At 68.4% G+C, this 14,320-nt stretch carries 8 protein-coding genes; 2 read left to right on the plus strand and 6 right to left on the minus strand.

The window, feature by feature from the left end; translation table 11 throughout:
- From BH719_RS04155 to BH719_RS04180, 6 genes are all read right to left on the minus strand, one after another.
- Window positions 1-1,181: ABC transporter permease (locus BH719_RS04155; RefSeq protein WP_009743505.1), on the minus strand; the 1,181-nt coding region annotated here is incomplete at its 3' end.
- On the minus strand, window positions 1,178-2,752 hold the full coding sequence (locus tag BH719_RS04160; protein WP_009743506.1) for an ABC transporter ATP-binding protein: 1,575 nt from the start codon (window positions 2,750-2,752) through the stop codon (window positions 1,178-1,180). The genes BH719_RS04160 and BH719_RS04155, both read right to left, overlap by 4 nt.
- A gap of 101 nt (window positions 2,753-2,853) precedes the next feature.
- Complete coding sequence (locus tag BH719_RS04165; protein ID WP_009743507.1) at window positions 2,854-3,945, minus strand: BMP family lipoprotein; 1,092 nt, start codon at window positions 3,943-3,945, stop codon at window positions 2,854-2,856.
- Between the two features lie 247 nt (window positions 3,946-4,192).
- Window positions 4,193-6,490, minus strand: coding sequence for a bifunctional metallophosphatase/5'-nucleotidase (locus BH719_RS04170; protein WP_009743508.1), 2,298 nt, complete (start codon window positions 6,488-6,490; stop codon window positions 4,193-4,195).
- Window positions 6,491-6,600: 110 nt separating this feature from the next.
- A complete protein-coding gene (locus tag BH719_RS04175) occupies window positions 6,601-9,093 on the minus strand; it encodes an ExeM/NucH family extracellular endonuclease (protein ID WP_009743509.1) in 2,493 nt (830 codons plus the stop codon).
- Window positions 9,094-9,930: 837 nt separating this feature from the next.
- Window positions 9,931-10,116: a hypothetical protein gene (locus tag BH719_RS04180; RefSeq protein ID WP_009743511.1), complete on the minus strand. Its 186-nt coding sequence runs from the start codon at window positions 10,114-10,116 to the stop codon at window positions 9,931-9,933.
- A 1,728-nt stretch (window positions 10,117-11,844) separates the two neighbouring features.
- Here BH719_RS04180 and BH719_RS04185 point away from each other — a divergent pair.
- Together BH719_RS04185 and BH719_RS04190 are read left to right on the plus strand one after the other, a co-directional pair.
- The gene (locus BH719_RS04185) at window positions 11,845-12,411 is read left to right on the plus strand and encodes a hypothetical protein (RefSeq protein ID WP_245683315.1); all 567 of its coding nucleotides are present in this window, start codon (window positions 11,845-11,847) and stop codon (window positions 12,409-12,411) included.
- 669 nt (window positions 12,412-13,080) lie between these two features.
- The gene (locus BH719_RS04190) at window positions 13,081-13,962 is read left to right on the plus strand and encodes a DUF6318 family protein (RefSeq protein ID WP_245683316.1); all 882 of its coding nucleotides are present in this window, start codon (window positions 13,081-13,083) and stop codon (window positions 13,960-13,962) included.
- The last annotated feature ends 358 nt before the right edge of the window (window positions 13,963-14,320 follow it).

A 14,320-nucleotide genomic window follows, 5' to 3' on the forward strand; every position in this document is an offset into this window, starting at 1 on the left:
GCGGGCCCGACTGCGACGGTCCCGGCGGAGGCCTCCGCCGGATCCGCTCCGAGCGCAGCGAGCTGGGCGCGCAGACCCGTCTTGTTCTCCTTGGGCAGGCGGAACAGCCACCGCACCAGGGCGGGGGCGGCGATGAGCAGGACGATGACGGACTGCAGGATGAGGATCATGTCGATCGGGACCCCCTTGGCCTGCATGGTGTAGCCGCCCGCTTTGAACGCGCCGAAGAGCAGGCCCGCCCCGAGGGTCCCCAGGGGCTTGTTCCGCCCGAGCAGCGCGACGGTGATCGCGTCGAAACCGATGGATCCGGCCACGTCCCTGGAGACGTAGCCGATGGTCCCCAGGGCCTCGTTGGCCCCGGCCAGCCCCATGAAGGCGCCGGAGATCGCCATGGTCACCGCCGTGACGCGCCCGACTGAGATGCCGGCCGTGCGCGCGGCGTCGGGGTTCGCGCCGACGGCGCGCAGCTGGAAGCCCAATGTCGAGCGCTCGATGAGCCACCAGAAGACGCAGACCGCCAGGAGCGCGATCACGATCCCGCCGTGCAGTTTGAAGGGGGCGGGCAGCAGGCGCGTGAACGCGGCCGTCTCCGCGACCTTGGGCGTTTGCGGCTGGTTCGACCCCGCGACCTGCCATGCCTTCTGGGAGAGGATGTAGCCCAGTGCCAGGCCGGCGATCGAGTTGAGCATGATCGTCACGATCACCTCGTTCGCCCCGGTCCGCGCCTTGAGGACGCCGGCGATGCCCGCGTACAGGGCCCCGGCGAGCATCGCCGCGCCGAGCGCGACGGCCGTGTGGACCACGGGGGGCAGGCGCAGCGAGAAGCCGACCCAGACGGCGGCCAGCGCGCCGAAGACCACCTGGCCCTGGCCGCCGATGTTGAACAGGCCCGCCCGGAAGCCCAGCGCCAGGCCGAGCCCGCCGATGATCAGGGGGATCGAGTAGAACAGGGAGTCGGTCAGCGGTTTGATCTGGCGCTGGAAGGACGCCGCGTTCGGATCGAAGACCGCCCCCCGGAACATCGCGTAGTACGCCTCGGAGACGGAGGCCCCCGCCATGACGATGAGGACCGCCCCGAGGGCGAAGGCGATGAGGACGGCGAGGATCGCCACGAACCACCGCGTCCCCAGGAGGTGGCGCAGGACGACCACCGCTTTCGACTGGTGCGCTGTCTTATTCATCGGGTCCCACCCTCCATCGTGCGGCCTTCCCCTGCCCCGTCGCTGTGCTCCTCGGAGGCGCTCATGGCCTCGTCGAGGGGAACGCCCGCCATCATCAGGCCCAGCACGTCGCGCGGCGTGCCGGCGGGAACGATCCCCATGATCCTCCCCCGGTACATGACGACGACCCTGTCGGCCAGGGAGAGGACCTCGTCGAGCTCGGAGGAGATGAGCAGGACCGGCGTCCCCTGGTCCCTGACTCCGACGATGCGCTTGTGGATGAACTCGATGGATCCGACGTCGACGCCCCTGGTCGGCTGGTTCGCCACCAGCAAGTTGAGCTCCTTGGACATCTCGCGGGCGACGACGACCTTCTGCTGGTTGCCGCCCGACAGGGACGAGATCGGGTCGGACACGTCCGTGAGGCGGATGTCGTACTCCTGCTGCTTCGCGCGGGCGTTGTCGTCGATGACGCCGAGTTTGAGCATCGGCCCCTTCGAGAAGGGGGCCTCGCCGAATTGGTCGAGGACCAGGTTGTCCGCGATGGAGAAGGAGGCGATGATCCCGTCCGTCGTCCGGTCCTCGGGGATGAACCCGATCCCCGCGTCCAGGGAGGCGCGGGGGTTGGTGCGGGTGATGTCGGCCCCCTCGAGGCTGATCGTGCCCGAGTCCGGGGTCTGCAGGCCCAGGACCGCCTCGGCGAGCTCAGTCTGGCCGTTGCCCTGCACGCCCGCGACGGCGACGATCTCGCCGCGCTCCACGCCGAAGGACAGGTGGTCCAGGACGGGCACGCCCGAGGGGGACAGGAGCGACACGTCGTCGAAGACGAGGCCGCCGCCGCTGGGCGAGGCGGGGGCCTTCTCGACCTTCATCATGACCGAGCGCCCGACCATCTTGTTCGCCAGTTCCGACTCGCTCGACTGGGGCGAGGCGGTGCCCACCACGGCGCCGCGTCGGATGACGGTGATGTCGTCGGCGACGGCGCGCACCTCGCGCAGCTTGTGGGTGATGAAGACGATGGACGTGCCCGACTCGGCCAGCTGGCGCATGATGGCCATGAGCTCGTCGGTCTCCTGCGGGGTGAGGACGGCCGTGGGCTCGTCGAGGATCAGCACCTTCGCCTCGCGGGACAGGGCCTTGACGATCTCGACGCGCTGCTGGGCGCCGACGGGCAGGTCCTCGATCAGCGCATCGGGATCCAGGTCGAATCCGAAGCGCGCCGACACCTCCTCCACGGTCTTGCGCGCTTTCGCCGTGTCGATGAGGCCGGCCCTGCCCACCGGCTCGAATCCGAGGGCGATGGATTCGGCGACCGTGAAGACGGGGATGAGCATGAAGTGCTGGTGGACCATGCCGATCCCCGCGGCCACCGCGTCCCCCGGCCCGTTGAAGCGCACGGACTCGCCGTCGATGAGGATCTCGCCCTCGTCGGGCTCGTGGAGGCCGTACAAGACGTTCATGAGAGTCGACTTGCCCGCGCCGTTCTCGCCGAGGAGCGCGTGGATGTGGCCTTCTTCAATAGTGAGGTTGATGTTGTTGTTCGCGACGAGGGGGCCGAACCGTTTGGTGATCCCCTTGAGTTCCAGTTTCACGCCTGAGCGCCCTTCCCTTCCACACTGAACGGGGCCCCGCGGCCGCGGGGTGGGTGGGGTGGGGGCAGGGCTGCCGCGCGCCCCGCCCCCACCGATGATGCCTACTTCGGGGCGTTCTGCGACTCGACCTTCACCTCGCCCTTCTTGATCTGCTCGGTGAGGGAGGTGAGCTCGTCCTTCAGCTCCTGGGGGACCTGGGAGTCGAAGTCGTGGAACGGGGCCAGGGAGACCCCGCCGTTCTCCAGCGAGCCGACGTAGGCGTCGGACTTGAAGTTCCCGCCCACCGAGTCCTTGATGGCCTGCTCGACGGCGGCGCCGATCTCCTTCATCACGGAAGTGAGGACGATCGACTTGTAGTCGGGGTTGGCCTCGTACCAATCGGTATCGACGCCGATGATGCGCGTGTTCCCATCGGCCAGGGCGGCGGCCGCGGCGCCGAGGCCGACGGGGCCGGCCACCGGCATGATGATGTCAGCGCCCTGGTCGATGAACTGCTGGGCCTGCTGCTTGCCCAGGGCCTGGTCGTCGAAGCTCTGGGTGAAGGAGCCGTTCTGGGACGCCTTGTCCCAGCCGAGCAGCTGGACGCTGGTGCCCTTCGCCTTGTTGTAGGCGTCGACCCCGTCGGCGAAGCCGTCCATGAAGACCGACACCGAGGGGATCTGGATGCCCCCGAAGGTGGCGACCTTGCCGGTCTTGGTCATGCCCGCGGCCGCGTAGCCCGCCAGGAAGGCGGCCTCGGCCGTGTTGAAGACCAGCGGGCGGCCGTTCTCCAGGTTGACGCTCTGGTTCTGGTCGTCGACGAAGCCGGAGTCGACCAGGGCGAAGTGGAGATCCTTGTTCTCCTCGGCGCTGTGGTGCAGGGCCTGCTCCAGTTTGAAGCCGACGCCGATGATGAGGTTGCAGCCGTCGGAGATCATGGAGTCGACGTTCGGCTGGAAGTCGGCGTCGGACGACGACTCGGCGGTGTTGATCTTGACGCCCAGGTTCTTCTCGGCGGCCTTGAGGCCCTCGTAGGCGGACTCGTTGAAGGACTTGTCGTCCCAGCCCCCGGCGTCCGAGACCGCGCAGGCTTTGAAGTCCTTGCCCTCGGTGGAGCCGCCGCCGTTGTCGGTCGTGCCGCCCCCTCCGGAGCATCCGGCCAGGGCGATCGACGCCGCCCCGGTGATCGCGAGGATCCTCGTGAGAGTTTTCATTATCCGTCCCTCCAAGTGGTGGTTCGTCCTTGAACGGGTGGTCGCGCGAGCTACGGGCCCGGCTCCACAACTCCGCGGCCAATCCCCCGTAGTGAACTTTTGTAAAACGCGGAATTGACGCTTGGCTAGATTCTTGCGCGCGCGGGGTGGAATGTCAAGGCGGTCCGCCCCCCGCGAGGTAACGAATTGGAGTAGTCGCGCGGGGGGCCGGGCGCCACCGCGCCCGGCCCCCCGGACTACCCGCGGATCACCGCTTGCGGCGGGCCCGCAGAACCGCGCACCCGGCGCCCGCGAGCACCACTGCGACCAGGGTGAGCAGGCCTGCGCTCGTACCGGTCTTCGCCAGTGCGCCGCTCCTGTTCGCGCCCGGCGCCTGCGACTGCGACGGCCCGGGGGCCCCGCCGGCGCACTTCACGTCGACGGTGAGCCCGGCTCCGGCCTCGACGACGCGCCCGAAGTCCGTGTCGACCGTGACGGGGGCCTTGACGACCTCGCCGGCCGCCTTGCCCTCGCACTGGCCCACAGCGGTGACCGACAGCGTCGCCTGCCCGGCGCCGTCGGTGGTGATCACCGCGGCCTCGTCGGAGGCGTGCGCATCGACCAGGGAGTTGTCGACACCGCCCTCGACGCTGTCCCCGCCCAGGGAGACCCGCACCTTCGACGTGACGGACGGGCCCTCGGAGAACGACAGCCCCCGCAGCGCCACGTCCACGGCCTCCCCGTCGGCGACGGGCTCAGCGGGCAGCGTGATCCCCACCGAGGCCTTCAGGGAGCGCGGCGCCGCGCCCGAGTGCGCGCCGAGGAACTCGTTGAACTTGTCGCGGTCCAGGTTGCCGTTGGTCGTCGCGGCGCCGCCCCGGGTCAGCGCGTCGAAGCTGTCCCCTCCCTCGAGCAGGAAGTTCACCGAACCGACCGTGTACGTCCGCTCAGGATCCAGGGGCTCGCCGTTGACCGTCATCGACGTGATGCGCGACCCGTAGGGCCGGGCCGGGTCGTAGGTGTACTGGACGTTGTCCGACAGCCCGAGCTTGAGCAGGGGGCGCGAGTTCTGCGAGTTGAGATCCGTCTTCCACTGCTGCTCCAGAGCGTCCTTGACGTCCGCCCCCTTGAGGGTGACGTAGCCGAGCTCGTTCGAGAACGGCAGGACCGCGTAGGACTGCGCGTAGGTGATCGTCCCGTCGCTGTTGGGGACGAGGTCGGCGCGCAGCCCGCCCGCGTTGATCATGCCGATGTCCACGGGCTTGCCGTCGGGGGTCGTGATGGTCTCCCGCATCGCGTCGGCCACGAAGTCGCCCAGGCTGGACTCGATGCCGCGGTTCGACCCGGGCTCGGTGGCGCCGTCCGGGGTCGTGAAAACGCCCCGCGCGAAGGTCTGGGTGTACCCCTTGGCGACGACGCGCTGGCCCGCTTCCTTCGAGTCGGCCACCGCTTTGTCGACGACCGCCTGCGTGGCGGGGTCGGCGCCGCACTTGGCGACGTCGGCCGCCGGGATCAGCCGCGAGTCCGCCGACACGACCTTGTGGGAGGTGGTGTCGTAGGCGATCCTGATGAGGCCCAGGTTGTCCGTGTACGAGCCCGAGGCGATGCCCGCCAGCATCGGGTTCGCCGAGTTCAGCTTCTCCACGGAGTCCACTTTGTCGAACTCGTAGGGGACGTGCGTGTCGCCGCCCATGAGGCCGTCGACGTTCGCCCCGACCTTCGGGTAGTTGTTCTTCACGTCGTCGTCGAGCATGGCGATGACGATCTGCGCCTCGCCGCTGTCCTTGATCTTCTTGGCCAGCGCGTCGATCTTCGCGATCGGGTCGGTGAAGGTGAGCCCGTCGGTGGTGCCCGGGCTCAGCTTGTAGGGGACGTCCTGCGCGATGGCGCCGATGAAGGCCACCTTCACGCCCGACGGCGAGGCCCACACCTTGTAGTCGCCCAGGTACGGCGTGTTCTCACTGCCCCACGTGCCCATGCCCTCGATGTTGGCCCCCAGGTAGGGGAACTTCACCTGGACGTACTCGTCGGGGTTCGACCCGTCGACGCGCTGCTTGAACACGGCCTGGCCCATGTCGAGCTCGTGGTTGCCGATCGTGGAGGCCAGGGGGTTCATCGTGTTGAGCGCGGCGATCGTGGGATTGTCATTGAGCGCGCCCGACGTGTACGGGGAGGCGCCGATGTTGTCGCCGAGCAGCGTGAACGACGAGTTCGGGTTCGTCCCCGACGCCTGCTTGAGGTAGCAGTTCATCGCGGGCAGGCCGGCCTCGGTGACCGTGCCCTTCCTGGTGACCTGCTCGATGTGCCCGTGCACGTCGGTGAGGTTGTACAGGTCCAGGGTCACGACGCCCTCGGCCTGCCCGGCTCCCCCGGTGCTCTCCGCCGTCCCCTGGGCCCCTTGCGCCGCCGCGGGCTCCGACTGGGGCGCGTCCGCCGCCCCGCTCTGGGCACTCCCGCTCTGGGGCGCCCCGGGGCCAGCGGGTTCCGCGAGGGCGGCCATAGGCGCGGCGAACAACGCGAACACCGCGCATCCGGCCACCACCGCCCTTCTTGTCGTCGTGTGCATGTGCTGTCCTTCCTTGGTTGTGTTGATGTCTGTGCCCCGCCGGGCCGCCGCCGGTCCGCGGGCCGTCCGCGGGCCGCAGGAGGGCGGCCCCGGCCTCTTGGGCTGTGCTGTCAGCGGCGCCCGCGCGCCCTCGTCACGAGAGCCGCTCCCGCTGCCAGGAGGGCGCCCGCGACGATCGCGACCCAGGACTGGGCGCCCGTGGACGCGAGTCCGCCCCGGTGCTTGGGCCCCGCGCCCGGTGCCGGGGTCGGGCCCCCGGGTCCGGGCTGGGGCGGCGCCGAGGGATCCGGTGCCGAGGGATCCGGTGCCGGGTCCTGGCCCGGCCCCTCGTCGATGACGTCGAGTCCGATGATCTCAGGATTGTGGTCCGAGGAGCGGTAGGGGTTGTCCGCCTCGAACGCCAGGTGCGCGTTGGAGTTCGCGCGGGAGTACTCGAAGGCCACGGACTCCTGGGCGTTGAGGGCCCACGAGGCGACTCCGCGCACCAGGGGGTCGGCCGCGGCGTTGGAGAAGACGTGGTCCAGGGAGCCGGAGCGGCCGCCGTACACGTAGGACGCGGCCGAGTCCGCCGACTCGTGGACCCACCCCGCGTCGGTGAGGGCCTTGAGGGGGTCCTCCTTCGAGTAGGAGTTGAAGTCGCCGACCAGCAGGGTGGGCGTGCCCGCGAACTGCTCGGCGAAGGCCGCGAGCGCGCGCGCCTGGGCGACGCGGATGGCGTTGGAGTTCCCCTGCCCGTCGCCGGTGTCCTTGTTGCCCTCTTCCATGCCCTGGGGGACCGACCCCTTGGACTTGAAGTGGTTGGCGACGACGACGAAGTTCTTCCCGGTGCGCGGCGCGGAAACGACTGGGGCGAACTCCTGGGCCAGGGGCTGGCGCGCCAGGCCCGTGAACGCCGGGTCGTCGAGGATCTTCGACTCGCCGACGGGCTCGATGGTGGCGCGGCGGTATATGAAGGCGACGCGGATGACGTCCTCGTCCGCGGGGACCGCCGCAGGGCTGGGGACGTGGGCCCACACCTGCTCGCCCGCGTGCGCGTTGAGCGCATCGACCAGGGCCTTCAGCGCGCCGTCGCGGTCCTGCCCGGCGCCCGCGGCGACCGGGTTCTCGATCTCCTCCAGCGCGACCACGTCGGCGCCTATCGCGTTGATGGCCTGCACGATCTTCGTCTGCTGGTTCTCGAAGGCGGCCCGCGACCACGCGCCGCGCACCTTGCACTTCTTCGCGGTGACGAAGGCGCCCTCGCGGTCGGGGTAGCCCTGGCACCCGGGCTCGTCCTGGCCCAGGTCGGAGAAGTAGTTGAGGACGTTGAAGGTCGCCACCCTCACGTCCCCTTCGACCTGGGGGACACCGGGGCGCTCGCCGGAGATGCTCACGGGCGAGCGGTCCGGGTGGGCCGCGACCATCCGCGTCGGCTGGAAGACGAACGCCGAGTGGCGCGAGTCGAGGACAACGGGCCCGGTGAAGCCCACGTGGTAGCCGACCCGGGCCGGGGAGCCGTTGGCCAGGTACGCGTAGGGCACCCCGGTGGCGGCCCCGCGCTGGAGGTTGGTGCTCGTCCCGTCGTCGAGGGCGATCGTGCGGGCGGCGTTGTCCGCCTCCATCGCCCTGGCCTCGTCGCCCGGGGCGACGGCGTCGGTGGCCTGGCGCAACGGCTCGCTGCCCGGAGTGAGGGAGAGGGTCCCGTACTGGTTGGCCTGGTAGTTATCAGTGATGGTCCATGTGCCCTGGGGCTCGACGAGCATCGATTCGAGCGCCTCCATCTGCGCGGGTGCGGGCACCGCGGTCAGGGGGACCGGCTTCACGGGGTCGCACCCGTCGATCGTCTCGACCGACCGCACCGCCAGCTGCGTGAGGCTCTGCGTCTGGGCGGGCGTCTTGGGGCCCGTCGCCGGGTACTCCGAGACCTTGCCCGTCACCCGCACGCACTGGCCGATCGTCGGCATGGCCACATCCGCTTTGCCGACGTAGGCGAAGAGGCCGTCGGAGCTCTGCCGCTCCGCCCCCTGGAGCCCGCCAGTCCCGGGGGTCTGGATGGTGAAGCCGTCGAGCGTGGAGGCCAGGCCGTCCTCGCCCTTCGGGTGGGCGCTCGTGACGACGCCGACAGCCGTCACCGTCTTCCCGACCAGAGCGGAGTCGTCCCCCTCCCCCGTCTTCTGGATGTCGGGGATCGGAGTGGTGGCGCCCGCCCCCGCGGACTCGGCCTGGTCTCCGGCACCGTCCGCGCCCTGTGCGTCCTCCGGGCTCTGGGAGTCGTCCGGGCTCTGGGCCCCTTCCGCAGCCGCGCCCGGTGCGTCCCCGTCCGCGCTCCGGGCGTCCTGCCCGTCCTGCCCGTTCTGCGCCCTGGCGTCCTCCTCGTCCCGCGCCGCGTTGTCGGCCCCGACCGGGGTTGTCGCCGCGCTATCGGCCCCGACTGCGGTTGGCGCCGCGAGGCCGGCGCCGGGGCCGCCGACTGGGACGACGCCCGGGGCTGCCGCTGCGGGGACGCCGATTGGGGCGACGCCCGCCTGTTCCGCGCCCGCCACTGCGTGCGCGGCTGTCGGCAGCCCTATGAGTGAGAGCGCGGCCAGTGCCGCCAGTGCCGTCCGCTTCCTTTTGTGCCGCATGCGCTCGGTTCCTCTCGTCCGCGTGCCACGTCGTCGTGATCGGCTGTGCGTTGACAGGCAACGCCAGTCGCAGCGTTTACAAACTGTAAGCTCGACGTTGACAATCGTATCAACGAGGGCCCTCCGCGCGCCAGCCCCTATGCTCCATAGAACACCCTGCTCGGCTTCCCCGCAGTCGGCGCACGGTCATCGGGCCCCTGCCCCGGCCGCAGCCCCAGCCCGGGCCCGGGTTTGACGCACGGGCCGGTTTCCCGAGGCGGACGACCGCTGTGCGCCAGTGGCGGCGGGTGCGAGCGGCTGCGGACCAGCATTGGGGTAAGCAACAGGTCATCGGGGCAGGCAAATCACCTACCCCAATGGGCGGCTTCCTGCCCCGATACGTCCGTTCCCTGCCCCAATGCCGCAACCAGTCTCGGAACGGCGCCACGGCCGCGGCCTCGAACGGCGGATCGCACCCAGGAGCCCGACCGGGGCGCTTCCGCTGCCTCGCCTACGAGCGCGTGGCCAGGCCTTGGAGGTCAGGGCAGCGCCGATGCAGGTCGAACTCCCCTGAGGCGCCCTGCGCTGGGCCCTGGCGCCTGATCGCGGACCATATGGCCACGAACCGCATCGCCATCGGGGAGAGGGCATTGAAGCGGCGACGGACGGAATCGGCTGGGTCGTATATTCGCCGAGCAGGGCCATAGACGTTGTTTATACCCCCCGGGATTCGGGAGCCACAGGCCCTGCGGGCGGAACAGACGGGCGCTTGGAACACCTGCGCGGCATCGTCCACGGCTTTACCGACCAAGTCGACTACCGTCTCCGACGCCCCCTCGACTCCAGGGACTTCACAACTCACCTGCACCCTTGAACGCGAAGAGCCACTTTTCCGAGGTGGAGGATGAGGTCGGTGCTGGCAGTTTGGACGGCTGCGGGGGCGAGGCCGTCGGTGTTGGATGCGAGCATGGTCTGCCATGCGTTGGCGAGGGTTTCGGTTGCCGCGATGAGTTCGATGATGCGGTTGGGGTCGCCGGTGTTCACGCGTCGTCCTCACGCTCTCATTGTGCAACACCTATAGACTTACCCTACAACCTCCAGGGTGATCTGCGCAATATTTTCGCAAGTGTTGGCATCGACTTTTCGTTGGAAAGCGGTTGGAAAGCGGCAGACCGGGAGCCGATTCGGGCGCCGGTGGCGACCCTTGTGTTCCCAACGAAAAGTCCCCTAAACTGGGCTCGTGCTCGCTGGCCGGAGGGCTCCCTGTTCGGCCACTGGCGATCCGGTGTGGCGTTTGCGCAGGTCAGCTGCCGTTCGACACGCCGAGGGGTCAGAGAGCACCCAGCACCATCAGGTGCATTAAGACGTCGAATCGTGTCTTGACCAGCAGCTCGGACGCCGCTCGGTCAGGGAGCACCCAGCACCATCAGGTGCATTAAGACCCCTACGCATGCTCCCGTCGGGGCACGGCACGGTCACGTCAGGGAGCACCCAGCACCATCAGGTGCATTAAGACAGGGATATTCCGAGCATTGCAGACACGGCTTTCGCCGTGTCAGGGAGCACCCAGCACCATCAGGTGCATTAAGACCCACAACAACTCGTCTTCTCCTCCCCGAATAGCCATCCACGTCAGGGAGCACCCAGCACCATCAGGTGCATTAAGACTTCGAATTGCGAGGGGTCGTAGAGACTCATGGGGGTCAGGGAGCACCCAGCACCATCAAGTGCATTAAGACTTCGGGAGCCCGTGGTTCCAGTGGCGGGGCCGTCCGCCGGGTCAGGGAGCACCCAGCACCATCAGGTGCATTAAGACTGCGAAAAGCGACATTTTGTCTTCGATGCTGTCGCCTCGTCAGGGAGCACCCAGCACCATCAAGTGCATTAAGACATGTCGTACGCTTCGTGATGTCGTATTTCGGATCGAGGGTCAGGGAGCACCCAGCACCATCAGGTGCATTAAGACATCTTGGGCGTGGTGACCCTGGGGTCGGCGACTTCGATGTCAGGGAGCACCCAGCACCACCAGGTGCATTAAGGCCCGCCGATGATTGCGGACACCGTAGCTGACAAAGAAATAGCGTCAGGGAGCACCCAGCACCACCAGGTGCATTGAGACTTCGCAACGAAGTCGGCAGAGACCTGCGGGGCGACGTAGGTCAGGGAGCACCCAGCACCATCAGGCGCATTAAGACCGACGTCGAAGACGATGCCGCTGGAGCCTCGTACCAGCGTCAGGGAGCACCCAGCACCACCAGGTGCATTAAGATACGATCACACAGCCGACATGGGCACGGTCGCACCTCGAGTCAGGGAGCACCCAGCACCATCAGGTGCGTTCAATACCTTGTTCCAGAAGAGGAGGTCGTGGTCCTCGGCCCAAGTGCCAAGGGGTGGAGGCCTGCCGGTGCTGCGGTGGCGCCTCGCGCGGGCGCGCCGTCAGCGCTCCTCCGGTCCCCTTCCGCTGTGGGGTGCGCACACAAGGGGCCCGATTCAGGCAACGCCGTTCGCACACAAGGGCTGGATCAAGCCGTTGTGTGCGGTGTTGTGTTGCGTAATTCCGTCCCTTGTGTGCGCGACCGGGACCTGCGCGCCAAAGAAGAACACCCCCCCCGGCGCCACCGGGCGCATCCGATCAGGAACCCGAGACCCTGGGGCCGGGCCCGACCATCGCCGATACCATGTCGGGGGAGCACCCTGCGCTGCTACGATTCAGGGGTGCCGGGGCGCTCTGGCGGCCCCGGTTGGATGCTGCACTGGAGGAGGGCGCGGATGCCTGCCGCATTGAACACCGTATTGCTGTTGGCCGCGTTGCTGGCGGCGCTCGTCGGCCCCTTCGCCGCGTACATGTGCGCCAAGAGGTGGACGCGCAGAAGCATCGCAGAGCTCGTCACAGGCGACCCGGGCCTCGTCGACCACATCAACAGGCACACCTGGGCGCTGTCCGACGGCGCCATCGCGGTCGTGGGACCGCCCGACAGCCAGCAGGCCCACGACGTGCACCAGGCCCTGGAGGACACGGGCCTGTTCAAGAAGGGCGCCATCGCCCACATCCCCCCGCAGGACCTGGCCGGAGCCGCCCGGGCCGACCTCATCATCCTCACCGAGGACGCCTTGAGCGCGCAAACGGACGGGGATGGCCGGGCGCGACTGCTCGACGACGTGCTCAACCGTAAACGGGGCATACACGCCGGGCTCATCGGCTACGCCCCCACAGGCGACCTCACGGACAGAGAGTTCCAAGCGATCGGCTCCGAACCCATCACGTCAGTGACCCGGACCCGCGGACGCCTCGTCAACGACGCGATCTCCATGCTCACCACCCTGTCCCGCCTGTAACAGCCGCACCAGCAGGCCACACCCACCACCCCGGCCACCAGGACCCCTGCGGCAGGACCGACGTCGCCTCGCCGACGGGGAGCACCTGGGGCGCCCAGCCCTGGGACGACGCCCGCCTCCACCCGCCCCGGCGGCCGACGGGCCAAGGCCCCCCGGCCCGCGTCCGCGCACTGGTATCGGAAGAACACAGCACGGCCCCCGATCCGCATGGCCGCGTCGACATCCTGGCGGCGCGGAGCCCCGGCAGGCCCATCGGTGGCGACCCTTGCGAGACCTGGGCAAATCCTGGTTCAATGAGCGGTGCGCGGCCCGGTCCAAGGGGCGCTTTCGGGCCAGTGGCGATTCGGGGCCCGTTTCCCCAGGCGGGACAACGGACAACACGCCGAGGGGTCGGGAAGCACCCAGCACCATCAGGTGCGTTGCCCCCTAACATCGTTAACCTTTTTTCTTGGTAGTAGGGGGCTTGGAATCATCTATTGAGGGTGTTCCGGGTTCGGTGTCGTCCGGTTCCTGGTCGGGCGGAGCCTGAATTCCGTCCACGACAGGCGGAATGGTTATCCACAGACCATGACGGGGGTCTGGCGCTGGGGTGTGCGAGGCGTTAGCATCGAGAGCAAGTGAAGCAGGCCACCACTGCGGCCTGGGGTTGGCACAAGGATGTGGTACTGCGTGAACACAGACGATGAGCACGCCATGGACAACACCGAACCCAGCGTCGGCGACCAGTCAGCTGAAGGGGCCTCCAACGGCGGCCGGTTGGCTGACGGTCCAGTCGACGACGGCCCCGTCGACGATCTGCCCGCTGATGATGGTGGTGGGATGTCGCCTGTGGTGCGCGAGTACGTGGAGCGGTTGCGTCGTGAGGCGTTGGCGCGGGACGCGGAGTTGCGGGCGCGGGGGATCGACCCGTACAAGGGGACTCCTGTGGATGAGGAGCCCCGCCGGCGGTTGGGCGCTCGGGCACTGGCGGCGCTGGCCGTCCTGGTGGCGGCTGTGTCGGTGGGCGCGTATGTAGTGTTCTTCCGGGGGGAGCCCGATTACGGGATGAGCCACGGCTACCAGGTCCAGTCCGACGGGAGCCTCAAGCGCCCGCCCGTCACTGACAAGGCACCGACACAACCCGCGGAGATGAGCAAAGGCGACGAGGCGGGAGCGGCGGCCGCAGCCCGCTACTACCTCAATCTCGGTTCGTACGCGTGGAACACGGGGGACACCGGGCCCTTGAAGTCAATCAGCGATGCGGACTGCGTCTACTGTCGGTCCGAGTACACGCACATCGATGAGTTCTACGCCCACGGCTACTGGGCGGCAAAAGGCTATACCGACGTGATAGAAACCCAGGTGATCGAGCAACTTCCCGACGAAAAGTACGGTCCCGACGCGTACGCGGTCCAGTTCCGCATCGACGAGCACGTTGCGGAGGGCTACACGAGCAACGGATTCCAGCAGGCAGAAGTCTATTCAACCATTGTCCAACTCCACGTGCGGTGGGACGGAACCGCCTGGCACATCATGGAAGGAGCAGCAAAAGATGCGAAAGGCAACGCGTAACACACAGACGCGCTCCGTGACAGTCTTCTCAGCAATGGTCCTGGCCCTCACGCTGTGCGCCCCACCCACTGTGGCGGAGGACCCTGACTTCACCGTCGAGCACAGAACTGATTACGAAAACGGCCCGAGCATCGAGTTCAGGTCCACTCAGAGGTCGACTGTGGATTACTCCAGTCGCCCTCCGTCGTCGGTTGGGGGTGGTTCCGGCGGGGGGTCTGCTGGTGGTTCCGCGGACAATGCTCCGGCGGTTCCGGCCGCGTCCGAGGCGCCTGGGGGCGGGTCGGTTCCGGGTGGGCGTGCGGCGGGGCGGCCGATGGAGATGGTGTGCACGGGCGAGCGGGAGGGGATCCCGGGGTCT

It is taken from the genome of Pauljensenia hongkongensis (genome assembly GCF_001746855.1).
GTDB lineage: Bacteria > Actinomycetota > Actinomycetes > Actinomycetales > Actinomycetaceae > Pauljensenia > Pauljensenia hongkongensis.

Bases quoted from the DNA above. Each gene is read 5' to 3' on its own strand.
- BH719_RS04165 (WP_009743507.1), bottom strand. From the start codon at position 3,945: ATGAAAACTCTCACGAGGATCCTCGCGATCACCGGGGCGGCGTCGATC.
- BH719_RS04170 (WP_009743508.1), bottom strand. From the start codon at position 6,490: ATGCACACGACGACAAGAAGGGCGGTGGTGGCCGGATGCGCGGTGTTC.
- BH719_RS04185 (WP_245683315.1), top strand. From the start codon at position 11,845: ATGCCTGCCGCATTGAACACCGTATTGCTGTTGGCCGCGTTGCTGGCG.
- BH719_RS04175 (WP_009743509.1), bottom strand. From the start codon at position 9,093: ATGCGGCACAAAAGGAAGCGGACGGCACTGGCGGCACTGGCCGCGCTC.